The following is a 23,150-nucleotide window of genomic DNA, read 5'->3' as shown; positions in this document are numbered from 1 at the left end:
CTTTTTCGTAGTTGCTTCTTTACTTGATTTGGCATTCTATCCACCTCCTTTAGCCTAAGTATAGCAAAAAAAGGATTTCGAAAGCTCATAAATCGAGCTTTCGAAATCCTTAACTTAATGACATTTCCGATTTTTGGGAAGCTTTTTCTGTTATTGAAAATACTATGGTAGCAAAGATTCAACCATATAAATAAGAGTCAAATGTAAGGGATAAGCAATATAGAATAGATTCTTCTCCCAAGATTTTTCCTGACCTCCACGTTGCCCATTATAAGCAGCAATCAGTGGAATAGCCAAGCATTGCATAAATTGATGATCATAGGCTAAATAAGTCCATAAATCTGGATAGAAGTCGGACATCCCTTGATAACTAATAAAAGTCTTCAAACCTAAACCTATAGACGTCACCAAGAGCACAGTAGTAGCAGCTCTTTTCGAACCTGGAAAGACAGCCAGAATTAATCCAAGTGGCAATAAATACAATCCTCCTTCGGTCATCAAGGTAAAGAGAAGCAAAGGTAAAAGGTAAAGAATTTTTAACCAAGAACCTGAACTCGCTTTTCTAATTTGATCTACCAAAGTAAAGATTAAAAAGAAACAGGCTAGAGTTAGAAATATATTGTTCCCATTTATCAAGAGCCAAATATCGAAGTTTCCTGTGAGAGGATTAAGATAGTTGCCTGTCAACCAATTGTGGAGGATATTAATAATCAGCATCAGACCAGCCCCCGATAATAATCGTAAAAAGTAAGCCTTGCGATTAGAGGTATGACAAAAACCCTCCATCAAAAGAAAAAGGAAAAGCGGTGCTACAAAGCGTCCAATCCAGGAAACCCAAAATGGTAATCCTAATAAGTCCCCAAAATGCGTATAAACATGATCAATAATCATACCCAATAAGGCTAGGACTTTCAATTGAAAACCAGTTAATTGTACTTTTGTCATGTAGACTTCCTTTCAGCATTTCTGGACAATAAAAAATCGGCTAGAAAAAAGGGTATCCTAATTCTTTTCTAACCGATTTTATCTAGGAATGACTACGCATCGTCGAATTTATCGTGATTCTTATCGTAGTAATCAATCAATCCCAATGCAGTCTCAAATGAAATATTTTTCACCTGTGCACGACCTTGTGCTAGAGCAATAATAGACATTTCACGAGCATTAGTTTCTTTTGAAATGCGGTAACCAGTGATTTTTTTATCACGTACCCAACCTACTACTGTCTCGACTTTTTCAAAGTTAGACTTAGCCATGGTATCCTCCCTATATTTATTATCTCCAGACATTCATTGTAAATCATTTTAGACAGCTTGTCAATTATATTAAAAAGAATTCCCATAAGATTCAGCCAACAAGAATAGTTATCTGAACAATATAGCGGCTTGCAAGTCCCATTCTCAATGATAAATTCTGAAAGTGTCTAATTTTGATCGAAATCCTGTCTAACGTCCTATCACTTCCATATTTACTATACCAAACACAACTTTTTTATTCAAGCAACAAGCTCAATCTAGCAAAAAAATACCTCGAAAACAACGGATCGAGGTATTGCTTTTACGTTTACTCTGCTGAGAAAATATACGGATAAACCGGCTGATTCCCTGGGAAAATTTCAACTTCTAAATCTTCAAAACGATGCTCTAATTTTTCTTGAAGACCTTCCGCAAACTCTTCTGAACCTTCTTCGCCAACATAGATGCTGAAAATCTCTTTGTCATCCAAGTCCATTTTATCAACCATCAAATCAAGAGCAGTTTCAAGATCAGCATTGGAAGCTACAATTTTACCTTCTACCATGGCTAGAAAATCATTTTCATGAATTTCCAAACCATCAATGGTCGTATCACGAACGGCATGGGTTACAGATGCTGAAACCACTTCCTCCAGAGCTTGAGTCATCCGTTCTTGATTCTCCTCCAAGCTACGGCTTGGATCAAAGGCCAAAAGACTCGTCAATCCCTGAGGAGCTGTCCGGCTTTCAACTACTGCAGCAGATTCTTCCACGACTTCTGCGGCAGATTGTGCAGCCATAAAGATATTTTTATTATTTGGTAAGAGAATAACCTTGTCCGCATTAACTTCTTCAATAGCTTTGACGAAGTCTTCCGTAGACGGGTTCATTGTCTGACCACCTTCAATCACATAGTCTGCACCAGAAGCACGGAAAATCTCAGCCATTCCTTGACCAGCTACGACTGCTACTACCGCATACTCCTTGCGAGGACCTTTACTGTCCGTAGCTTGGGAGGCTTCTTTTTCAACCTGTGCTTCATGCTGGTTACGCATATTGTCCACTTTCACTTTTACCAAAGAACCATATTTAAGGCCCTCTTGCATGACCAATCCAGGATCTTCTGTATGGACGTGAACTTTTACAATTTCATCGTCATTAACAACCAAAAGGGAGTCCCCAAGGTCATTGAGATAATTACGGAATTCATCGTAATCAAAGTCCTTCACATAGGTTGGACCTTGTTTCAGTGCGACCATAATCTCGGTACAGTAACCGAACGTTATATCCTCAGTCGCAACATGACCTGCTACAGACTTATGGTGCTCTGCATTAATCATCTCACCCATCATAGCTGGTGTTGCTTCAAAGTCCTCAGAAGCAATATATTCTCCATTTAGGGCAGACAAAAAACCTTCATAAATGAAAACAAGCCCTTGTCCTCCAGAATCGACAACACCGACTTCTTTCAATACAGGCAACATATCTGGAGTCTTAGCCAAGGCAGCCTTAGCCCCTTCAAGCGCTGCTTCCATAACTTCAACAGCATCATTGCTAGTCTCAGCCTTCTTAACCGCTCCAATTGCAGCTCCACGGGATACTGTGAGGATTGTCCCCTCTACAGGCTTCATAACAGCCTTATAGGCAACCTCAACACCAGATTGGAAAGCATGAGCCAAGGCAGCTCCATCTAACTCTTCAAGATCCTTAACACCTTGAGAGAAACCACGGAACAATTGGGAGGTAATAACTCCTGAATTCCCACGGGCACCCATCAAGAGTCCCTTCGCAAAGATATTAGCGGCTTCTGCCACTGTCTGCGCGGGCTTGTCTGCAACTTCCTTAGCACCATTTTCAATGGTCATTCCCATATTAGTCCCCGTGTCTCCATCTGGAACAGGGAAAACATTCAATGAGTTTACATATTCAGCTTGATTGGTCAAGCGAGTGGCAGCTGCTTGAACCATCTCCTGGAATAAACTGGTTGTAATATTTGCCACGACTACTCTCCTACAATTTTAATATTTTGGATATAAACATTGACTGCCTTAGCAGAAATACCCAGTTGATTTTCTAGACTGAAGATAACACGTTCTTGAATATTCCGTGAAACCTCACTAATCTTAGTGCCATAGCTTAGTACAGTATAGACATCCACCTCGATATCCCCGGCCTCGTTACTGCGAACCACAACTCCCTTGGAGTAGTTTTCCCGACCTAGAAGAGCCTGGAAATTATCTTTGATAGCATTCTTACTAGCCATACCAACCACACCAAAAATCTCCGTCGCTGCACCACCAACAATGGTCGCAATGACATCATCAGTCAACTCAATCTGACCATCACGCGTATTGATTTTTACTGTCATCTTCTTCCACCTCAATTTTCTTATAGCCTATTTTACCACATTTTGGGATAGGTGCACAAATCTAGCCCAACTGTCAAAGCCTTTCACAGCACAGCAAATAAAAAAGGAGATTGGAAATCCAACCTCTTTTTTAAGCTTGATTAAACGCGTTCAACTTTACCTGATTTAAGCGCACGAGCTGAAGCCCAAACTTTTTTAGGTTTACCGTCAACCAAAATTGTAACTTTTTGAAGATTTGGTTTAACTGCGCGTTTTGTTTTATTCATCGCATGAGAGCGGTTATTACCAGATACAGTTTTACGACCTGTAAAATAACATACTTTTGCCATTTCGTCATTCCTCCTATTTAGTTTTAAGGGTTCTACACCACATACCGTAAAATATTACCACAATTTCGCATCTTTGGCAAGTCATGACTCAGGATTTTCTTATTTTTCTCCCTAAGAACACCACTCCTTCCGCCAAAACAAAACCAAGGGCAAGAGAAAAACAAATTAGCAAGGTCTGAACAAAAAAGGACTGCCCCTGCAAAACCTCCCCTTGGGCAAAATAGCGCATGGACGTGGCAATTGTACCCCCAGGCACCAAGGAAATCATGCAAGGAATCGATAAAATATTGACAGGTGTCCCGATACGTTTGGCAAAATAATTTGACAAGATACCAATCATCAGACTGGCCACCAAATTCGCTAACCAAATACCACCTATCATTTCCATAATTGAAAGATACGCTATCCAAGACAGACCACCTGTAATAGCAGAACTCAACAAGGTTTGGCGAGGAGCATTCACCACCATTCCATAGCCCAAACTACCACAGAAACTTAGGACAAAACCTAAGAAAAAGATCATCTCCCACCTCCTAGATCAGAGCCTTAAATAAAAGATTTGCCATCATAACACCTCCACCAATCGAGGCCGCAATCAAAAGCGCATTCACAGCCCGGACCAAGCCAGAAATGGTATGCCCTCCCAAAAGTTCCCGTAGCGAGTTGGTTAAGGCCACACCTGGTACCAAGGGCATTAGAGAAGAAATCACTAAAACTTCAAAAGTCTGCCCCCAGCCTAAGTGGTAAAAACCATTCGTTAACAATGCGACTACGAAAGCAGAGACACCTACAGCCAAATAAGGGGGAACCATTAAGCGACTAGCCTCCCTGTTGAGAAAATGGGCAAAAATCCCCAAGAAGAAAGTCAAAAGAAAATCCGATAACGGAGCTAACTCCACCAAATTTGGAGCCATGGAAACAAAACCAGCTCCCATATACTGCTGCCATAAAGGGAAATGAGGGACTCCCTGAGACAAGCGCTCTACTTCCAAACGGAAAGTCTCAAAATCGACCTGACCTTGAACCAACTGCCGGGACAGATGATTCAAATCATGAACCATCTGCAAGTCAACCTGGTAGCGAGGAACTTTTACAACAAAAGAACGACCACTGTCTTGATTGACTAACAAAATTGATGTCATGGTCACATGGCAGATGATGGGAACTCCAAGAGCCCTACCAACATAATCAATACTAGACTCTACACGCCCCGTTTCAGCCCCACTTGTTAACATTAAGTAGGCAAACTGACCCGCAACGACCAGCACATCTTTTTCCTCCACGGCAAACCTCCAGAGTAAGAACTAGGGTTGGCTAGCTTCAATCAAACCAGCAAATAAGTTATTCATAATCGGAACTGACTGATGCAACATTTCTGGATGCCACTGGACACCCACATAAAACGGATAAGCATCATTTTCAATAGCTTCTATCACTCCATCCGCTGATTCCGCTGTCACCTTGAAACCATCCCCAAGCTCTCGCACTGCCTGGTGATGGTAAGTATTAACCATTACATGCTTTTCTTGTCCCATCATCTCGTAGAGTTTGCTGCCTTCTTCGACATCTACTAAATGGGTTGTCTGATGGGGCATATTGCCTTGCATATGCCGAACTTCAAGATTCTCCATATAAGATAAATCTTGCCACAAACTTCCACCATGGAAAACATTCATAACTTGCATACCACGGCAAATTCCCAAAACCGGCATCTTTTTCTCCAAGGCCTTCTCTAGCAAGGTTGAATCAAACCAATCCCGCAATTCCCAGGTTTGACCAATTTTAGGTTTGGGTTCTTCTCCATAGTATTGAGGAGTCACATCATGACCGCCAGATAGAATCAAAGCATCAATTTGTTCAACATAGGCCTCGATGGCTTCTAAACTATCTACAATAGGGATAATGACTGGGATTCCCCCATTTTGGAGAACAGATTGAACATAATCTTCATTAACATAAGCACGGCGGTAACCTTCAGAAGAACCATACTTTGTCAGCAATACACTTCCTGCTATACCAATTAATGGTTTTTTCATCTTACTTCCTCCATATTTTCTGAAAACTTATCCTCTATCATACCACTTTATTTTCAATTTCGGAACAATTCTGATTCTCCTACATCCAAAAGCAAAACTGGGCAGACCAATCTCTCTTTCAATTCTAAAAATACGAAAATTCCTAAGATTCTGAGCCTCACTCATCAAACTGCCGTAAAAACTGAGAAAGAAGTTCTAACCCCTTTTCCAAAATCTCGGTCTGAGTACAATAACCTAGGCGGGCATAGCCCGGCATATCAAAGCGATTCCCTGGAACTAATAGCACACCGGTCTCCTTCAATAAGCGGATACAAAAAGTCTCCGTCTCCTCTGGAATATTCAGTTTGATAAAGGAAGTAGAGACATGCCGAGGGAGTATTACTGATACCCGTGGTTCCTGCTCCACCCACTTTCTAACAATTTCCAAGTTAGCACAGACAATCGAGCGATTACGTTCCAAAATAAGGTCCTTGTGGCGCAAGATATGTGTTGCTAGGAAATCATCACAGACACCCGCAGAAATCATAGTATAATCACGGTACTTCCGGAATTTATCAGACAATTCATCATTGGCAACAATCCAACCGACACGAACCCCAGGAACAGAATAAGTTTTAGAGACACTGTTAGTAGAGATCCCTTTCTCATAGAGATCAAAAATCGGTGGTACATCTAGCCCCAGTTCTAGCGGTTTATAGACCTCATCCGACAGAATATAGGCACCCACCTCACGCGCCATCTTCACCAATTCTTCCAAATAGTTCCGATTCATAACAGCACCCGTTGGGTTATTCGCATTATTGATACAAATCAACTTAGTATCTGGACGAATCCAGCTTCTCAACTCCTCCAAGGAGGGCAGCCACTGATTCTCCTCTTGAATCTTCCAAAGGCTCACTTCAGCTCCAAAGGAACGTGGAATATCCACCAATTGCTGATAAGTTGGGTACATAGAAATCACATGGTCTCCCGGCTCCACGAGCGCATAAAGTGCCAAATAATTAGCCCCAGTAGCCCCATTTGTTTGAAGAATTTGATTAGGCTGGGCTTTTTGATACAGTCTAGCCACTTCTTTTTTGAACTCCGGAGATCCTTCAATCCAACCATAGTTCATTTTTTTCGCAAAAAGCTGCTCTAACAGAACTTCCTTACCCGTATCCCCAATTTCCAGAATCTCATCTAAAGTCAGGGAAGCAATAGATGAGCCCGCAATATCATAAACCGCATCCTTCTCCCAGATGTTTAACCATTCTTCAACCCCAAATGCTTGAATATCCATAGGCTCTTCTCCTTTTATCTTTTATTATAAAAGAAAGAAGTAGACTGACGCAATCTACTTCTTTCAAAAATATCATCCACTAAGGAATCTAAAGAGAAACAACACTGACCATGCTTATTCTGCAGCTAAGCGATAGACTGCTTCCGCATAAATCTCCATTGTCTGATAGAGATCTTCTAATGGCATTCGCTCATTTTCCTGATGCTCTGTTTGCTCTGTGCCTGGAAAGCACGCACCAAAGGCCACGCAATTCGGCATCGTACGAGCAAAGGTAGCTCCACCAGAGGAAATCGGTTGACTCACCAAATCCCCTGTCTTATCTTGGTAAACAGACATGAGCGTGGAAACTAACTGACTGTCTAGTGGTACATACAAAGGAGCTAGATAATCGTATTCTTCATACAACAAACCATAGGATTGCGCTTTGGTTTCTAATGTAGAAACTAAAGCATCTTTATCCACTGTTACAGGAATACGAATATCTAAACGAATCTCTGATTTTTTTGCACTAATTGTTAAGCCTGCAATATTGAAACTGAGTGTTCCCGAAGGCTCATCCGTCACATCACCCAACAATGAGAAACCTGTAGCATCTTCACCAATTCCATTCACAATAAAGTCTAGGGCTGGGTGCCCCTCAAAACGCTCCAAAGCCTTTGCTAAACGAACAATGGCATTGACACCCTCAGCAGCATCTTTCGAATGCCGAGCGAGGCCGAGAACCATAACTTGATCATCATCGATTTCGTAGTCAAATCCTAATTCTTCCAATTCTGCAATAACTCCTGCTAATAGATGGCCAGAATAGCTAGCTTTGGCAGGTACTACATTATAGGCTGTCCCAGCTTCAACACTCAAAGAAGGATGACCTGGCCCAAGTAATTTAGCCTGTAACAATCCCTTTTCAGCATAGGTCAAGGGGAAGGACGAATCAGGTGCAAATCCCATTGTTGCAACTTCTTCCAGCTGATTGTACTGGTTCATACAACGCCATAAGGTCTCCTCGTCTGTCCCAAAAATAAAACGAATCCGTTTATGAAACTGGACTCCTGCATCCAGTAGGGCTTTAACCGCAAATAAAGCTGCCATCGAAGGACCTTTATCATCCTGAACGCCTCTCCCAATAATAAAATCTCCCTGTACCACAGCCTCAAAGGGCGGTGTCTGCCATTGACTAAGATCACCAGCCGGCACAACATCTAGATGACAAAGAATGGCCAATAGTTCTTCACCTTGTCCAATTTCAGCATAGCCGTAATAGCCAGCCGGATCTAAGTATGTTTTAAACCCCATTTTTTCCGTCAAAGCCAGAGTATGCTCAAGAACCTGCTGGATTGCTTGACCAAACGGAGTGTCCGCTTGATGTTCCTGTAAAACAGAAGGAAAAGCAACCAGTTCTTGGATAGCCTGAATGCAGGCCTCTTTATGGGATGACCGAATAAAATTTGCTCTCATGATTTCCCCTTTCAATCATACAAAAGGAAAAACTGAGCCAACTGTTTCATCTGTTTGAAAGATAGAACCTGACTCAGAATTTCAATTAGAAATAGGTCGCAATGACCAAAATAGCTACAGAGACGACGACAATACCTGCAATAAACTTCCCTACAAATTTATACCAAGTACCAATTTCAACATGCCCCAGTGCCAAGGCCCCCATTACAATTCCTGATGTTGGAGCAACCAAGTTCAAAACACCTGATGCAGCTTGAAAAGCTGTGATAACCAAACTCGCTGGTACATTTACAAACTCTGCAAGTGGTGCCATAACTCCCATAGAAGCACCTGCAAGACCCGATGTAGATGGAATCAAGAAAGACATTGGAAGATAAAAGAGGTAAGTCAACACGATAAATACTTGCGGAGACAAACCTTTCAATCCTGCTTCGCCCATGTGAAGAATAGTCGCAGTAATCATACCATCATTCATAATAACCTGAATTCCACGCGCAATGGCGCAGATTAAGGCTACACTAAAAATGTCCGCTGCACCAAACATAAACGCTTTTACCAAACGTTCTTCACTCATCCCATAAACAAGACCAACGACAATACCTGCGATACCAAAAAGCATGGCACCTTCTGGGAAATACCAAGTACCTAGAGCAGCTGTTGAAGAGCCAACAGCCTGACCGATGATTGGAAGACCAATCAACCAATCATTAAACTGCACAAAGATTGTCACACCCAAATCTTCCCATGGAATAAAGCTGCAAATCATGAGTATAAATGTGAACACAAATACCCATAGAACACGTTTTTGAGCTGGTGTCAATGCCGCATTCACTTCTTGACTTGCTGTGACATTAAAATACTTCCTATCCGCTTCACGTTGCTTATAAACCAGAGACTTGGTTGGATCGTTTTTCACTTTCTCAGCGTAATTAGCAACAAAGATGACACCCATCAAAAGCGTAACAACAAAAAATACTAAACGCCAGACCATTCCATCCGCAACGCTGATACCTGCAGCATCAGAAGCGACAACTGTTGCAAACGGATTTACGGTAGAAGCCAAACAACCGATTTGAGAACCTAGTAAAATAATCGCTACGCCAGTAATACTATCAAAACCAACTGCCATCATCACTGGAATAAGAAGTGGGTAGAAGGCCATCGTTTCTTCCCCCATGCCATAGGTTGAACCTCCTAATGCAAACAGCGGCATCAGAACATAAATCAACCATTTTTCACGACCCTCGAAACGTTTAACAATCGAAGCGATTCCCACATCAAGTGCACCTGTTTCATTCACAACTCCCAAGAATGCACCAACCATAATGATAAAGAATGCTACGCTAATCGCTGCGTCTGTTGCACCATGACCAAGCATGGCACGAACGGGAGCCATAAATACATCATAAACCCCTTGTGGATTTTGAGCAACCCTCTCATAGGTACCTGCCACCAAATTCCCACCATCATCCACTTGATAGTGACCAGCAGGAATAATCCATGTCATCACCGCCATAAGAGCAATAATGAGCATCAATATTGTATAAGATGAAGGCAATGTAAAACCTTTTTTCTCTTTTTCCCCCATCACAAAACCTCCCATAATCTGTCTAAATTGAGCCGTTTTCAAGTGAAATTGTAGCCAGAATGTTCCGATACAATTCATCCTGAAACCCTTGCTTATAGATACTTGATAACAGATAGATAAGAGGAGTGTGATGAGAAGTTGATCCTTTAGGACAATCGCTCAATGCACTCTCCTCACTCCATCACTTACTAACCCATCTCATGTCAAACTATTATTGATTAGAAGTTTCTTAAGCTTTCACGATGATTGTTCCGCTATCATTTTCAATTAGAGCTCCAAGATTTTCTAAGGATGTAATGACTGCCTTAGACTCTGGTCTATGGTTAACGAAGGCAATGGCTGCTTGAACTTTAGGCAACATCGAACCTGGGGCAAATTGCTCTTGCTGGATGTAGTCTTCCAACTCTGCAACGGTTACTTGCTCTAGTTTCCGTTGGTCTGGTTTGTTGTAGTTGACAAAGACGTAATCAACACCAGTCAAGACGATAAATAAATCTGCATCCACTAGTTCTGCCAACGTCTGAGAAGCAAAATCTTTATCAATAACTGCTTCAACACCCGTTAAAGTACCATCTTCTTCTTGAACCACTGGGACACCACCCCCACCAGCCGCAATCACAATCCCTCCCACTTCTAATAAAGTGCGGATTGTACCAATTTCTTTGATACCGACTGGTTTTGGAGAAGCAACAACTTTCCGCCAACCACGCCCAGAGTCTTCTTTAAAGGTTGCACCTGTTTTCTCAGATTCCATTTTCGCTTCTTCTTCTGTGTAGAAGGGACCAATTGGTTTGGAGAGATTTTCAAAAGCTGGATCGGCCTTGTCCACTACCACTTGAGTAATGACGGAGGCCACTTCTTTTTCAATCCCTTCTTTGGTCAATTCATTTTCCAAAGCATTTTGTAACCAGAATCCAATGGACCCCTCCGTCATAGCTACTAGAGAATCCAAGGGAAAGGCTGGATTTTTTTCAGAATCTGCCGCCAAATTTTGAAGCAACAAATTTCCAACTTGTGGTCCATTCCCATGAGTGATAATCAATTCATCCCCATTTTTGATTAGTTTTACCAAATGTTTCGCAGTTTCTACCAAAGCTGCTTTTTGTGCTGCTGCAGATGGGTCTGAGGATAGAATAGCATTTCCTCCCAAAGCGACAACAATTTTACGATTTGACATGAATGATTCTCCTTCTTTTAAAAAAGAGGACCAGGCTAAGACCAGCCTCGCCCTCTAAAGATTGGTTAAACGATTACACTTTAGGGATAAAGAGATTTCCCAAGGTCGCAGCCATAACGGCTTTAATGGTGTGCATCCGGTTTTCAGCTTGATCAAAGTGCCGAGCATGTGAGCTACGGAAGACTTCGTCTGTCACTTCCATTTCTTCGACACCAAATTTTTCCGCAACATCTTTCCCATACACAGTATTCGTGTCATGGAAAGCAGGTAAACAGTGCAAGAAAATTAAATCATCATTCGCTGCAAGTTTTACCAAGTCCATGTTTACTTGGTAAGGTTGAAGCAATGCAACACGTTCTTTAAATTTATCCTCTTCTCCCATTGACACCCATACATCAGTGTAAAGAACATCTGCACCCGGGATAGCTTCTTCAGCCTTATCACTTACCAAAATCTGAGCACCAGATTCCTTGGCAAATCCCTCTGCCAAGTCCACAACTTCTGGAGCTGGGAAAAGTTCTTTTGGAGAGAAAATACGAACATTTACACCTAAGATTGCACCTGTTACCAATAGAGAATTGGCAACGTTGTTACGTCCGTCTCCACAGTAGACAAGATTAATCCCTTCTAAACGTCCAAAGTTTTCTTTTACAGTCAAGTAATCTGCTAACATTTGAGTTGGATGCCAAGCATCTGTCAGACCATTCCAAACTGGGACACCTGAATGTTCTGCCAATTCTTCTACCATATCTTGACTAAAGCCACGGAATTCAATTCCATCGAACATACGCCCAAGAACCTTAGCTGTATCTTCTGTGGATTCTTTTTTACCTAATTGAATATCATTGGCCCCAAGGTATTCTGGATGTGCACCCAGGTCTACAGCAGCAACGGTGAAGGCTGCACGAGTACGAGTAGACGTTTTTTCAAACAAAAGAGCAATATTTTTTCCCTCTAAGTAGCGGTGAGGAATTCCACGTTTTTTCAAATCTTTCAAATGAGCCGAGAAATCAATAAGATATTCCAGTTCAGCGCGAGTGAAATCTTTTTCTGCTAAAAAACTACGGTTTTGAAATACTTGTGACATATTTGTTCCTTTCTATTTCTTAATTCTGTCCGACAACTTCAGACTTTACAATGGAAGCAATTTAAGCTAAATCTTCCCGCTCAAATGGCATCGACATGCAGCGAGGTCCACCACGTCCACGAACCAATTCACTTCCACCAATCTTAATCAAGCGAATCCCTTTCGATTCTAAAATAGCATTGGTAATGGTATTCCGTTTATAAACAACCACGACACCTGGGGCAACGGTCAGTGTGTTAGAGCCATCATTCCATTGTTCTCGCCCTGCAGCCACTAAGCTGTCACCACCACAGCGAATCAAGTCAACTGATTCTACACCAAGAGCATCCGCTAGAACCTTATCCAATTCTCCAAATTCTTGCTCGATATGCAGCTGACCATCTTCATAAGTCACTGCATAAACTTTCAAATCTCCTTCAATTTCAGGATGAATCGTGAATTTATCATAGTCAACCATGGTAAAAACAGTATCCAAATGCATGAATTTACGATTATTGGCAAATTCAAAAGCTAACACTTTCTTGAAACCAAGATTCTTTTCAAAGATATTCATCAAAAGCTTCTCGATCGAAGCTGCATCTGTCCGTTGAGAAATCCCTACTGCCAAGACATCTCTAGAAAGGACTAATTCATCCCCACCTTCAATACGAGTGGTTTCATCCCGTGAGTAAACCAAAGGAACCTTATTTCCACCGTAAATAGGATGATGTTGGAAGATGTACTTGCCATAAAGCGTTTCACGGTTCCGTGTTTCTGCATACATATGGTTGAGCGAAACCCCGTGTCCCATGGTAGCGAATGGATCACGCGTAAAATACAAGTTAGGCATTGGATCAACTGCGAATGGATAGTCCGACTCAACCAAGTCTGTCAATCCACGCTCTTCCTCACTTAACTCTGGCAACTCTGCTTTTTGCACTCCAGCCATGGTTTTGTCAATCAAATCTTTCGGACTTTCAATAGCTTCTAATAGAGCCTTAACTGCCTTCTTCGTTGCCCGTCCTCGAATATTTGCTTCCGCAATATAGTCTTCAATGAAAGCTTGACGAACTTCAGTATTTACAAGGGATTCTGCTGCCAGTTGTTCCAGATAGAGAACTTCGACTCCTTCATCCCGTAATTTTTGAGCAAATTCATCGTGTTCCCGTTGCGCTTCTTCCAAGAATGGAATATCATCAAACAACATGCGCTCTAAATAGTCCGGCATGAGGTTTTCCAGCTCCTTACCTGGCCTATGGAGCATCACTTTTTTCAGACGACCAATTTCGGAAAAAACCTTAATAGGTTGTTCTTGGACCATATGCGTACCTCTTTTCTTTGTTGTTGTACTATTATTGTAAGCGATTACCAGAATCTTTTTCGGATAAAATCGACAATAGGAAAGTCGTTTTAATCACACTTTTTCAGGGTTAATTGTATATTTATTCATAATTCATAGAAAAAGTTATAGCTTTTTTCATTCAAGGGTAAGCAATGAATAGTTATAAATTTTGACATTATTATAAGGGGATGGCAAGCCATCCCCTTATTTTGTATATTGATAAAAATAATCACGATCCAGGTAAGAGACATGTTTGCCTGACACCTTGATTTTCTGCTCCTCCTTGAGTTCCTTGAGCACTCGGCTAACCGTCTCACGGGTTGTCCCACTCATATCAGCCAATTCATGTGTTGTCAACTTAAATGGAAGCGTACGCTCATCGGATTCCAGCATCTCCAAAAAGAGGATGCCTAAGGATTGAATAACCCGATCTTTAGCATTGGAAGTCACTGTATTTCGAATCCGTAATTCATGTAGCTCTAGTAACTTAGATACCTTTTGGTATAAATGTTTCATTTGTTTGGGATTCCCTAACGAATACTCCTCATACAGAGTAACGGGCAATTCATAATAGACAACATCCGTCATCGCCAAAGCTGAAAAATGATACAATTCTTCTGAAAATAAATCCCCATAAGGAAAAATAGTTCCATGCTGGATAAAATCCATGTAGTAAAAAGCTCCTGAATGATCAGACATCTCAATCTTCACATAGCCAGATTGCACACAAAAGAGATGACTTCGTACATCCCCTTCAAAGAAGAGACGCTGTCCTTTACTAGCCCGTCTTAACTTTGTTTGTCTTGCCAATTGATCAAATTCATAGGCTGGGAAAAAACGAAAATCATCTAAAGATCTTAGGTAGTCATAATCTGTTTTTGAAATCATAAGCTCCCCCTTTTACCTGTTATTATATCATGAACAGACCTCGCCCTTTTGTTTCCCCTTTCAAAATTTTTGCTATACTAGATATGTCAGAAAGGAGAACCCATGTATAAAAAAACTCTACGCCAACAATTGATTCGTTCCTTGATTAGTCAAGAACACATCCATACCCAAGATCAATTACAGGAACGCCTTCGGGATAATGGAATCCAAGTTACCCAAGCCACCCTTTCTCGTGATATCAAGGATCTCAATCTCGTCAAAATCAATAATAATGGCAGCAGTTACTACCAAGCTGTCAGTCTTTCGAACAACAATTTGGAACAACGCCTGCGTTTTTATATGGAAGACTCCTTGCTACTTATGCGCGTGGTTCAACACCAAGTCATCCTCAAAAGTCTCCCCGGACAAGCCCAAGCTTTTGGCTCTATCTTAGACAATATGGCTCTCAGTCAAATCGTCGCTACTGTCTGTGGAGATGACGTTTGCCTCATCATCTGTGAAAATCCTGACAAAGCGCAAGAAACCTTCCAAATTCTCAGTCAATATACCCCACCCTTTTTCTTCGGAAAAGAAAAAAAGACCTGAATCGCTTTTAAGCGATTCAGGTCTTTTTGTTGCTCCTCCAGCAAATCTACCATCAGCTTCGAAAACAAGCCAGTGGTAATAAACGAAGGGACAATCGATAACAGAGTTTTGATGGAATTACAGCATCATTTCATCATCAACCAAGGCATGACCACTGTTTTTATGGAAGAGGTCAAGTAGGTTTTGAACGGTCAAGTTCGCTTTTTCTTCACCCTTAACATCAACAACAATTCGTCCTTGGTGAAGCATGACCAAACGGTTTCCGTATTCAATGGCATTTTCCATATTATGGGTAATCATCAAAGCCGTCAGTTTATCTTTTTCAACAATTTTTTTCGTCAAGTCCATAACCATATCACTGGTTTTCGGATCTAGGGCAGCCGTATGTTCATCCAAAAGGAGAACCTTGGGTTTAACCAAGGAAGCCATGAGAAGTGTCAAGGCTTGGCGTTGACCCCCAGATAGGAATTGAGTATCGACCTTCATCCGATTTTCAAGTCCTAAGCCTAATTCTTTAAGAGCTTCTTTAAAAATTTGACGTTCAGAATCCTTTACTCCCCAGCTAAGACCACGTTTTTGACCGCGACGATAAGCAACTGCCATGTTTTCTTCAATGGTCAAGCGAGAAGCGGTTCCCATTTTTGGATCTTGGAAAACACGGCTGATATCAACTGCCCGCTTAGCTGCTGGAATAGTCTTAATAGACTGACCCTCTAATAAGATATCTCCAGAATCGACCATTAAAGTTCCGGCTAGGGTATTCATGAGGGTAGATTTTCCGGCTCCATTTCCTCCGATAATAGAAATGAAATCTCCTTCTTGGACATCCAGATTCATTCCTCGGAGAACGTGGTTTTCATTGATAGTCCCAGCTTCAAAGGTCTTATGAATATTTTGAATGGATAAAATACTTGTCATCTTGCTTCCCTCCTATGCCCTTTTGTCTGTCACATTAATCTTACGCACGCGCAATTTCTTTTGAATTTCTGGAACAAAGAGCACCACAGCCAAGAGAGTTGCCGAGAAGAGTTTCACCAAATCAGCATCCATACCTGGGATTTCCAAAATTGCCAAGATAATGAGACGGTAGATGATAGATCCTAAAACCACAGAGAGAAGACGCCAGCCAATACGCAAATTGCGAAGGATTACTTCTGCAATGATAACAGAGGCCAATCCAATAACAATGGTACCAGTCCCTGAGTTCAAATCTGCAAAACCATTGTTTTGTGTCAAGAGAGCACCAGAAAGAGCAATCAAACCATTGGAGAGCATGTATCCATAGATTTTCATGCGATTTACATTAATACCATTAGCCTCACTCATAGGAATGTTATCCCCTGTAGATCGCAAGGCCAATCCAATTTGAGTATTCATCAACAGAGTCAACAAGAGAATCACAACTGCGACAAAGAGACTACCAATAATCAGAACAGCTGTTGTTTTACTCAAGCCCAACCCCTGCAATTGAGTCACTAGAGTCTCCTGGCGAAGAAGCGCCACATTGGCTTTTCCTAATATTTTTAAATTAATAGAATACAATCCCGTTAAGGTAACAATCCCTGTCAAAAGAGCTGGAATTTTCATCTTGGTGTGGAGAAGCCCAGATACCAAACCGGCTCCCATTCCTGCTACAAATGCCAAAAGGGTCGCAAGCAGAGGATTCATCCCTCCCACGATACTAGTTGCAGCTACAGCTGCACCAAGAGGATAGGCCCCTTCAGCTGTCAAATCTGCAATATCCAAAATCCGATAAGTCACGTAGACTCCAATGGCCATGATAGACCAAAGGAGACCTTGTGATACACTTGATAAAATAAGATCCACGTTCTACTCCTTTTAAAGAGGTTGGGACAACAATCCCACTTCTCTAATCATTTCAATTAGTCTTTTACAGCTAGCTTACTAGTATCAATTCCCAATTTCTTAGCCATCTTTTCATTGACATGAAGACTGACCGTTTCAGGATACTCAACTGCTGTATCAGCTGGTGACGCTCCATCCAAAATCTTCAAAGCCATCTTAGCTGTCTGACGACCAAGAGCCTCATAGTTGGTTCCATAAGTGAGAAGTCCTCCCTCATCCACCATATCAGTAGAGCCACCGATAACAGGCACCTTATTAGCTACGGAAAGTTCCCCAATCATGGTCATCGTTGAAGCCACAGTATTGTCAGTCGGAATGAAGACAGCATCGACATCCTTCATCAAGCTTGTCACCGCATCTTGAACATCATTAGTATTGGAAATACCTTTCAAGACCACTTTATATCCTGCTTTTTCAAGAAGTGGTTGAGCTGTTTCGACCTGCACTTCAGAATTTCGCTCACTCGTGTTATAAAGAATACCAACTGTTTTTGCTTCTGGTACGGCTTGCCCTAATAACTCCACCTGTTTGTCAATTGGAGCCTGGTCACTAGTCCCTGTTAACATGCCACCTGGTTTTTTAATCGATTCCACCAAATCTGCAGAAAGCGGGTCCGTAACAGCCGTAAAAAGAACTGGTGTATCTGTAGAAGCCGTCGCCAAACTTTGTGCTGCTGGTGTCGCAATAGCGAGAACTAGATCGTTATTGTTAATGAGTTGTTCCGAAATCGTCTGTAGATTCGCTTGATCCCCTTGAGCATTTTGGTAATCTAAGGTTAGCTGATCACCTGCTTTGTAACCATTATCTGCCAATTCGGCTTCAAATCCTTCACGAGCTGCTGTAAGGGAATCGTGTTCCATGTACTGGAGGATTCCAACCTTAACGCCATTAGCATTTCCAGACTGACTCTGAGTGCTCGAACAAGCCGCCAAGCCCAGAACCGCTAGACCAAGTAATGAGGTGGTCAGTAAATACTTTCCGATTTTTTTCATAAATATCTATATTCCTTCTATTTCTCTAATGCTTTGATTGTTTCAGAATCAATTCCAAGAACCTTCGCCATCTCTTCGTTAACTGCAATGCTTGCTTTTTCAGGTGTTTTCACAGCCAAATCTGCTGGTTTTTCTCCTTTAAGAATGTCAACAGCTAATTCACCTGCTTGAACACCAATCGCATGGTAATCAACACCGTAGGTAAAGAGGGCTGCATCAATCACAGCATTGTCACTACCCATGGCAGGGACTTTTGCTTCTTTCAAGACATCACCAATAGTGCTAGCAGTCGAAGCGACAGTATTATCAATTGGGAAGTAGATGGCATCCACTTGACCTGCAAGAGAAGTTACAGCTTGTTGGACATCATTGGTTGTTGTGACAGTTTTCGTAACGACCTTGATGCCCTTATCTTTCAAGATTTTTTCCGCTTCTTTGGCCTGAACCTCAGAGTTCACCTCGCTGGAATTGTAGAAAATCCCTACTGTTTTTGTATCTGGTACTACTTTGAGCAGCATATCCAGTTGACCTTTAACGTCACTCGCATCAACAGAACCTGTCATATTTCCACCAGGTTTTTCCATCGAATCTACCAAACCTGCAGATACAGGATCCGTCACAGCTGTAAAGACCGATGGTGTTTCACTGTCAACACTCAAAAGGGATTGAGCTGCTGGTGTCGCAATCGCAAAGTTAACATCATTTTTTCCTGCAAGCTGTTCAACCATCGTCTGGAGATTCGCTTGATCTCCTTGAGAATTTTGCAAATCTACAGTTAGATTATCGCCTTCTTTGTATCCTGCTTTTTCAAGAGCTTCCATAAAGCCTTCACGCGTTGCCGTTAGGGCATCATGCTCAGCGTATTGAATAATTCCGACTTTTGTCTCTCCGTTATTGCTACTTGATGTTGAACAAGCTGCTAGGGCTACTGTGGACAAAAAGGCTACCGAGCCTACCAAAAACTTCTTAAATCGCATAAATGTTCTCCTCTTTTTTCTTTTCCTTAAATCAGAGTGTGGATACAAAAAATGGGACCGTTTCTGCTATCTAAACGGCCCCTTTTCAATTCAACTGTATGAAGAAACAGACTGATTTGACCTGCCACCTAGATATATCATCTATGCAGGTACAGTCAAAACTACCACAGCTACATAGATACAAACGAAACGTTGTCGTGTTTGTATCCATGAAACCAGGCTACAAACACTATCTAAAAGTAGCTGTAGAAATATGTATGATTCACTGCTGTTGCTTGGCTAGTTCTCAACATACCGTAGTTTTCCTTTCTCCATTTTTAAGGTTAAGGGTATAATAAACTATTTTGAAAAAGGTGTCAAGCCCTTTTTCAGAATTTTTTCTAAAAAAACACTTTCAAAGTAGGAGATAGCTGAATTATCTCATCCGCTTTTCGAAACGGAAAAAGGGAATTCGACTCTCCTCATCGTCAAATTGTGAATTGGGATTGTAGTGATTGAAGAACTCAACAATATGAAAGCCACACTTATTCACATAAAAGTGAATATTCCTTGTTTCAAAATAAGGAGTTGTGGTTTCCCAAACTTCAATCTCGGGATACATCTTTTCAATTTGAGTCCATGTTTGAAAGCCTAGTCCCTTACTGTGTACTCGAGGTGAAATAAAAAGTAAATCCAAATCTCCTCGCTCTTTCTCTAGCTGAACAACAACCCCTCCTTGCTTGTCTCCTTTAACCTCAATCCAATAGGCCTGACCCGTTTTGAGTGACTCTAGAACCGTCGCTCGTGAGATAATTTGACCCTCTTCTTCAAAATGCTGATCACATACCCCAAATTCCTCTAAGGCTCCATAATTAAAGGCCTCCTGATTGGCTTTCACAAACAACTCAAATTCTTCAGGTTTTACTGCTACTAATTTCATAGATACATCCTTTTTTGAAAAAAATTCTTCCTCTTCATCTTCGCTTCATTTTTTTCTTTTATACTAAAAGCATACCAAATGAAAAGAGGAATTTACTTTATGAAAACAATTTTAAAGAACAAATGGTTGCTTCTGACTTCTGCACTGGTTCTTGGAAGTGGGGCTGTAGGAGCTGCTACCATCTATGCTACAGGAAATGCCCCAAGAGTCATTGAGACGGTTCAAGCGATGGACGATCAATTTGATTGGGACTGGGAAGATGATGATGATTGGGATCAGGGAGACAACCGAGACCAAGTTCTTCAGCAAATCATGAAATTAAATCCCAAACTCAACTTTGAAGCAGCAGCCAAGGCGGCACTCAAAGCAGCCGGTTCTGGAACCGTGACCGACATTAGTCTAGACCGTGAAAAAAATCAAGTCATTTATGAAGTTCGCATCGAAAGTAAGAATCAAGAAATTGAATTAGAACTCAATGCTGATAGTGGAAAAATTATTCGTAAATCAGAAGAGCCCTTAGAAGCCGATGATAAACTTAAAGCCAAACCTGAAAAAAGCATCGCCGATGTTGAAAAAGCTCTCCTAAAGGAATATCCTTCCGCAAAAATCTTGGATATCAGCCTTGAAAACACTAGCAAAGCTGTTACCTATCAAGTCGAAATCCTAAATGGGGATACCTTCCAGGAAATTTTAGTAGATTCCAAAAATCTGAGCATGACTGAAGCTCCCAGCGATTACTAATCCCCGCACGCAAACCTAATAAAAGAGCGAGGATAGTTTGAAATAAAGACTCTTTCACGAACAACATTTGTGAAAGAGTTTTTCTCACCCCTTCTGTTATACTGGAGAAAAAAGAAAAGAGATCGGAATGAAACTATTAATCGTTGAGGATGAATTAGACTTAAATCGTAGCTTAGTTAAACTACTCAAGACCCAGGCCTACAGTGTTGATGCAGCATATGACGGAGAAGAAGCTTTGGATTACTTAGCAACAACGAATTATGATGCTTTAGTAGTAGACGTCATGATGCCTCGAATGGACGGTTTTACTCTTATTCAAACTCTCCGCCAGCAGGGCAAGCAAACTCCCGTACTCTTTCTAACCGCCAAGGATAGCCTAGAAGATAAAGTTCGAGGACTGGACTTAGGAGCAGATGATTACCTAGTCAAACCCTTCGAATTTCCTGAACTTCTAGCTCGTCTGCGAGCAATCACACGTCGTGAACAAGCCAACGTCACCTCCTCTCTCATTCAAATCGGCTCCGTCTCCCTTGATTTGACCAGCCAACAAGTCTGGAAGGCTGACCAACTGATTCCCCTCACTGCTAAAGAATACGAAATTCTAGCTTACCTGATGAGTCACCGAGGACAAGTCCTCTCACGCGACCGGATCCGCGAACACGTTTGGGATTTCGACTATGAAGGTGATTCCAATAATATTGAAGTGCTGATTAAGAATATCCGCCGCAAACTCCAAGAATCCTCCAAGGATTCCTTCATTCAAACCAAAAGAGGGCTCGGTTATGTCATTCTTTAAGTCCCCGTTCAAACGGTCTAATACCTCTATTATTCGCAGGGTTAATGCCTGGTACTCTGGCTTTATTCTCCTCATTCTCCTTGGCTTTTTCGGACTGGCCCTGCTCCTTACGAGCTCGTTCGCTACGTCTGTTGACCAGTCCTTCTTACAAGAAGAAGCGATTGAAACAGCTCAAAACTTGGCAGAAGATGAAGACGACCTCGAGGGCTTTGATGACGGGATCTACTATTCCATCTACAATGACAGGAATCAGTCCCTACAATCTTTTTTTCCTAGCGACTTTGACAGTAGCCTTCCCTACTCGAATGGACAAGTACTAGAAAGCAGAGGTAACCAGCATAACTACTATTACGTTGACACAAAAATTCCCGGATCCAATCACTGGCTCCGAGCAGTCACAAGTCAAGGTAATAGTAATCCAGAATTGCAGTTGTTTCTCCTTACCCTTGCCGGAATTGCCCCGTTTTTGATTGCTATCGTCAGTTGGGGAGGTTATCGCATCTTAAAAACTGCCTTTCGGCCTGTTGAGGCAATTGGCCAAACAGCCAATCGCATTCGACTCAGCCAAGATTTTTCCCAAAGAATCCCTCAAAGCCAACAAAATAACGAACTCACACAATTAGCGGCAACCATTAATCATATGCTCGAGACAGTCGAGAGCACTTTTAAACGGGAGCAGCAACTCACCAATGATGTCTCTCACGAACTACGCACCCCGCTGACCGTCATCCTCTCAGAAAGCCAATACGGACGAGATTACGCGCAGACACTTGAAGAAGCACAGGAATCTAACGGCATTATTCACCGTCAAGCTCTGCACATGAAAAATTTAGTAGAGCAAATCCTCGAGCTAGCACGCCTGGAGGAAGGACATCCAGTGGAAACCCAATTACTCGACTTTTCCCTCTTAGTGAAAGAAAAAGCCTCTGATTTTCGACGAATGTTGGAAACAGAGGGCATCACAATCGACATTGATATCCAGTCTAGCATTCAACTGCGAGGGCATGCGACCCAACTACAACGCTTGCTGGATAATCTCCTCTCCAATGCCCGAAAATTCACATCAGATTGGATCCACATTCAATTAAAGGCCGATGAAAAAATGGCAAGCCTGCGTATCAGCGACAATGGATCTGGAATCCCAACCGATCAACTCGACCACATTTGGGAAAAATTCTACCAGATCTCTCAAGACCGCAACAAAAATCAAGACCAAGGAATCGGCCTCGGCCTCTCCCTGGTCCGCCAAATTGTCCACCAACATCAAGGTCAGATTCAGGTGGAATCCCAAGTCGGACAAGGCAGTTGCTTTATCGTAAACTTACCTGCAGATCTTCAACAGTTAGAGCAAACCAAGTAGCTCATAAAATATGCACAACCAAGATAGAGAAAGCCCACGCTAGAATTAGAAATCTAGCGTGGACTTTCTCTATCTTTTTAATCTTTGTTAATAAGGACCAACGATGTTCATCACTCTCTTTTCTAATTATTCCTAGATAGCGGATGTTGCTA

General features: G+C 41.8%; 24 protein-coding genes. 4 read left to right on the top strand and 20 right to left on the bottom strand.

Features of this window, described 5'->3' with window-relative positions; genetic code table 11:
* Positions 1-162: 162 nt before the first annotated feature.
* From ACXM1Q_RS02775 to ACXM1Q_RS02705, 15 genes are all read right to left on the bottom strand, one after another.
* Entirely contained in the window at positions 163-945 is a 783-nt protein-coding gene (locus tag ACXM1Q_RS02775; protein ID WP_458515951.1) for a TraX family protein, read from the bottom strand.
* A 92-nt stretch (positions 946-1,037) separates the two neighbouring features.
* The gene (locus ACXM1Q_RS02770; RefSeq protein WP_135036721.1) at positions 1,038-1,256 is read right to left on the bottom strand and encodes a capsule biosynthesis transcriptional regulator; all 219 of its coding nucleotides are present in this window, start codon (positions 1,254-1,256) and stop codon (positions 1,038-1,040) included.
* A gap of 307 nt (positions 1,257-1,563) precedes the next feature.
* The gene (locus ACXM1Q_RS02765) at positions 1,564-3,234 is read right to left on the bottom strand and encodes a DAK2 domain-containing protein (protein WP_458515949.1); all 1,671 of its coding nucleotides are present in this window, start codon (positions 3,232-3,234) and stop codon (positions 1,564-1,566) included.
* Between the two features lie 2 nt (positions 3,235-3,236).
* Complete coding sequence (locus ACXM1Q_RS02760) at positions 3,237-3,602, bottom strand: Asp23/Gls24 family envelope stress response protein (protein WP_458515947.1); 366 nt, start codon at positions 3,600-3,602, stop codon at positions 3,237-3,239.
* 140 nt (positions 3,603-3,742) lie between these two features.
* Positions 3,743-3,931, bottom strand: a complete 189-nt coding sequence (rpmB, locus tag ACXM1Q_RS02755) for a 50S ribosomal protein L28 (RefSeq protein ID WP_002885786.1) — start codon at positions 3,929-3,931, stop codon at positions 3,743-3,745.
* 88 nt (positions 3,932-4,019) lie between these two features.
* A complete protein-coding gene (locus ACXM1Q_RS02750) occupies positions 4,020-4,454 on the bottom strand; it encodes a threonine/serine exporter family protein (RefSeq protein ID WP_458515945.1) in 435 nt (144 codons plus the stop codon).
* A gap of 10 nt (positions 4,455-4,464) precedes the next feature.
* Positions 4,465-5,214 (bottom strand): threonine/serine exporter family protein, encoded by a 750-nt coding sequence (locus ACXM1Q_RS02745; protein ID WP_458515943.1) that lies wholly within the window; start codon positions 5,212-5,214, stop codon positions 4,465-4,467.
* Between the two features lie 21 nt (positions 5,215-5,235).
* Positions 5,236-5,967, bottom strand: coding sequence for a gamma-glutamyl-gamma-aminobutyrate hydrolase family protein (locus ACXM1Q_RS02740; RefSeq protein ID WP_458515941.1), 732 nt, complete (start codon positions 5,965-5,967; stop codon positions 5,236-5,238).
* A gap of 157 nt (positions 5,968-6,124) precedes the next feature.
* Entirely contained in the window at positions 6,125-7,246 is a 1,122-nt protein-coding gene (locus tag ACXM1Q_RS02735) for an aminotransferase (RefSeq protein WP_458515939.1), read from the bottom strand.
* A gap of 114 nt (positions 7,247-7,360) precedes the next feature.
* Positions 7,361-8,701: a dipeptidase gene (locus ACXM1Q_RS02730; protein WP_458515937.1), complete on the bottom strand. Its 1,341-nt coding sequence runs from the start codon at positions 8,699-8,701 to the stop codon at positions 7,361-7,363.
* 85 nt (positions 8,702-8,786) lie between these two features.
* The gene (locus ACXM1Q_RS02725) at positions 8,787-10,289 is read right to left on the bottom strand and encodes a YfcC family protein (RefSeq protein ID WP_458515961.1); all 1,503 of its coding nucleotides are present in this window, start codon (positions 10,287-10,289) and stop codon (positions 8,787-8,789) included.
* Between the two features lie 229 nt (positions 10,290-10,518).
* Entirely contained in the window at positions 10,519-11,466 is a 948-nt protein-coding gene (arcC, locus tag ACXM1Q_RS02720) for a carbamate kinase (protein ID WP_458515935.1), read from the bottom strand.
* Between the two features lie 73 nt (positions 11,467-11,539).
* Positions 11,540-12,553, bottom strand: coding sequence for an ornithine carbamoyltransferase (argF, locus tag ACXM1Q_RS02715; RefSeq protein WP_458515933.1), 1,014 nt, complete (start codon positions 12,551-12,553; stop codon positions 11,540-11,542).
* A 61-nt stretch (positions 12,554-12,614) separates the two neighbouring features.
* Positions 12,615-13,853 carry an arginine deiminase gene (gene arcA, locus ACXM1Q_RS02710; protein WP_458515931.1) on the bottom strand — a complete coding sequence of 413 codons (1,239 nt, stop codon included), beginning with the start codon at positions 13,851-13,853 and terminating at the stop codon, positions 12,615-12,617.
* A 225-nt stretch (positions 13,854-14,078) separates the two neighbouring features.
* A complete protein-coding gene (locus ACXM1Q_RS02705) occupies positions 14,079-14,762 on the bottom strand; it encodes a Crp/Fnr family transcriptional regulator (RefSeq protein ID WP_458515929.1) in 684 nt (227 codons plus the stop codon).
* 102 nt (positions 14,763-14,864) lie between these two features.
* Between ACXM1Q_RS02705 and ACXM1Q_RS02700 the strand changes: the two genes are divergently transcribed.
* Entirely contained in the window at positions 14,865-15,347 is a 483-nt protein-coding gene (locus ACXM1Q_RS02700; RefSeq protein ID WP_458515927.1) for an arginine repressor, read from the top strand.
* A gap of 117 nt (positions 15,348-15,464) precedes the next feature.
* Here ACXM1Q_RS02700 and ACXM1Q_RS02695 read toward each other — a convergent pair whose 3' ends face one another.
* The 5 genes from ACXM1Q_RS02695 to ACXM1Q_RS02675 all read right to left on the bottom strand — a co-directional run bounded on the left by ACXM1Q_RS02695 (position 15,465) and on the right by ACXM1Q_RS02675 (position 20,101).
* Positions 15,465-16,265 carry an ABC transporter ATP-binding protein gene (locus tag ACXM1Q_RS02695; RefSeq protein WP_458515925.1) on the bottom strand — a complete coding sequence of 267 codons (801 nt, stop codon included), beginning with the start codon at positions 16,263-16,265 and terminating at the stop codon, positions 15,465-15,467.
* A gap of 12 nt (positions 16,266-16,277) precedes the next feature.
* On the bottom strand, positions 16,278-17,174 hold the full coding sequence (locus ACXM1Q_RS02690; protein WP_458515923.1) for an ABC transporter permease: 897 nt from the start codon (positions 17,172-17,174) through the stop codon (positions 16,278-16,280).
* 56 nt (positions 17,175-17,230) lie between these two features.
* Positions 17,231-18,205, bottom strand: a complete 975-nt coding sequence (locus ACXM1Q_RS02685) for an ABC transporter substrate binding protein (RefSeq protein ID WP_458515921.1) — start codon at positions 18,203-18,205, stop codon at positions 17,231-17,233.
* Positions 18,206-18,222: 17 nt separating this feature from the next.
* Positions 18,223-19,182, bottom strand: a complete 960-nt coding sequence (locus ACXM1Q_RS02680; protein ID WP_458515919.1) for an ABC transporter substrate-binding protein — start codon at positions 19,180-19,182, stop codon at positions 18,223-18,225.
* Positions 19,183-19,597: 415 nt separating this feature from the next.
* Positions 19,598-20,101: a GNAT family N-acetyltransferase gene (locus ACXM1Q_RS02675; RefSeq protein WP_458515917.1), complete on the bottom strand. Its 504-nt coding sequence runs from the start codon at positions 20,099-20,101 to the stop codon at positions 19,598-19,600.
* Between the two features lie 99 nt (positions 20,102-20,200).
* Between ACXM1Q_RS02675 and ACXM1Q_RS02670 the strand changes: the two genes are divergently transcribed.
* From ACXM1Q_RS02670 to ACXM1Q_RS02660, 3 genes are all read left to right on the top strand, one after another.
* A complete protein-coding gene (locus tag ACXM1Q_RS02670; RefSeq protein WP_458515915.1) occupies positions 20,201-20,842 on the top strand; it encodes a PepSY domain-containing protein in 642 nt (213 codons plus the stop codon).
* A gap of 127 nt (positions 20,843-20,969) precedes the next feature.
* Positions 20,970-21,638 (top strand): response regulator transcription factor, encoded by a 669-nt coding sequence (locus tag ACXM1Q_RS02665; RefSeq protein WP_458515913.1) that lies wholly within the window; start codon positions 20,970-20,972, stop codon positions 21,636-21,638.
* A complete protein-coding gene (locus ACXM1Q_RS02660) occupies positions 21,625-22,998 on the top strand; it encodes a sensor histidine kinase (protein WP_458515911.1) in 1,374 nt (457 codons plus the stop codon). Before ACXM1Q_RS02665 ends, ACXM1Q_RS02660 begins: the two co-directional genes overlap by 14 nt.
* Positions 22,999-23,150 lie beyond the last annotated feature (152 nt).

The organism is Streptococcus sp. 10F2, from assembly GCF_054331515.2.
Note: the sequence above shows the minus strand (reverse complement) of the source record. Positions and strands in the feature narration are given on the sequence as shown.

Bases quoted from the DNA above. Each gene is read 5' to 3' on its own strand.
- ACXM1Q_RS02660 (WP_458515911.1), top strand. From the start codon at position 21,625: ATGTCATTCTTTAAGTCCCCGTTCAAACGGTCTAATACCTCTATTATT.
- ACXM1Q_RS02670 (WP_458515915.1), top strand. From the start codon at position 20,201: ATGAAAACAATTTTAAAGAACAAATGGTTGCTTCTGACTTCTGCACTG.
- ACXM1Q_RS02750 (WP_458515945.1), bottom strand. From the start codon at position 4,454: ATGATCTTTTTCTTAGGTTTTGTCCTAAGTTTCTGTGGTAGTTTGGGC.
- arcA (WP_458515931.1), bottom strand. From the start codon at position 13,853: ATGGTCCAAGAACAACCTATTAAGGTTTTTTCCGAAATTGGTCGTCTG.
- ACXM1Q_RS02770 (WP_135036721.1), bottom strand. From the start codon at position 1,256: ATGGCTAAGTCTAACTTTGAAAAAGTCGAGACAGTAGTAGGTTGGGTA.
- ACXM1Q_RS02665 (WP_458515913.1), top strand. From the start codon at position 20,970: ATGAAACTATTAATCGTTGAGGATGAATTAGACTTAAATCGTAGCTTA.
- ACXM1Q_RS02730 (WP_458515937.1), bottom strand. From the start codon at position 8,701: ATGAGAGCAAATTTTATTCGGTCATCCCATAAAGAGGCCTGCATTCAG.
- ACXM1Q_RS02740 (WP_458515941.1), bottom strand. From the start codon at position 5,967: ATGAAAAAACCATTAATTGGTATAGCAGGAAGTGTATTGCTGACAAAG.
- argF (WP_458515933.1), bottom strand. From the start codon at position 12,553: ATGTCACAAGTATTTCAAAACCGTAGTTTTTTAGCAGAAAAAGATTTC.
- ACXM1Q_RS02685 (WP_458515921.1), bottom strand. From the start codon at position 18,205: ATGAAAAAAATCGGAAAGTATTTACTGACCACCTCATTACTTGGTCTA.
- ACXM1Q_RS02680 (WP_458515919.1), bottom strand. From the start codon at position 19,182: ATGCGATTTAAGAAGTTTTTGGTAGGCTCGGTAGCCTTTTTGTCCACA.
- ACXM1Q_RS02705 (WP_458515929.1), bottom strand. From the start codon at position 14,762: ATGATTTCAAAAACAGATTATGACTACCTAAGATCTTTAGATGATTTT.
- ACXM1Q_RS02760 (WP_458515947.1), bottom strand. From the start codon at position 3,602: ATGACAGTAAAAATCAATACGCGTGATGGTCAGATTGAGTTGACTGAT.
- ACXM1Q_RS02725 (WP_458515961.1), bottom strand. From the start codon at position 10,289: ATGGGGGAAAAAGAGAAAAAAGGTTTTACATTGCCTTCATCTTATACA.
- ACXM1Q_RS02735 (WP_458515939.1), bottom strand. From the start codon at position 7,246: ATGGATATTCAAGCATTTGGGGTTGAAGAATGGTTAAACATCTGGGAG.
- rpmB (WP_002885786.1), bottom strand. From the start codon at position 3,931: ATGGCAAAAGTATGTTATTTTACAGGTCGTAAAACTGTATCTGGTAAT.
- ACXM1Q_RS02775 (WP_458515951.1), bottom strand. From the start codon at position 945: ATGACAAAAGTACAATTAACTGGTTTTCAATTGAAAGTCCTAGCCTTA.
- ACXM1Q_RS02700 (WP_458515927.1), top strand. From the start codon at position 14,865: ATGTATAAAAAAACTCTACGCCAACAATTGATTCGTTCCTTGATTAGT.
- ACXM1Q_RS02675 (WP_458515917.1), bottom strand. From the start codon at position 20,101: ATGAAATTAGTAGCAGTAAAACCTGAAGAATTTGAGTTGTTTGTGAAA.
- arcC (WP_458515935.1), bottom strand. From the start codon at position 11,466: ATGTCAAATCGTAAAATTGTTGTCGCTTTGGGAGGAAATGCTATTCTA.
- ACXM1Q_RS02695 (WP_458515925.1), bottom strand. From the start codon at position 16,265: ATGACAAGTATTTTATCCATTCAAAATATTCATAAGACCTTTGAAGCT.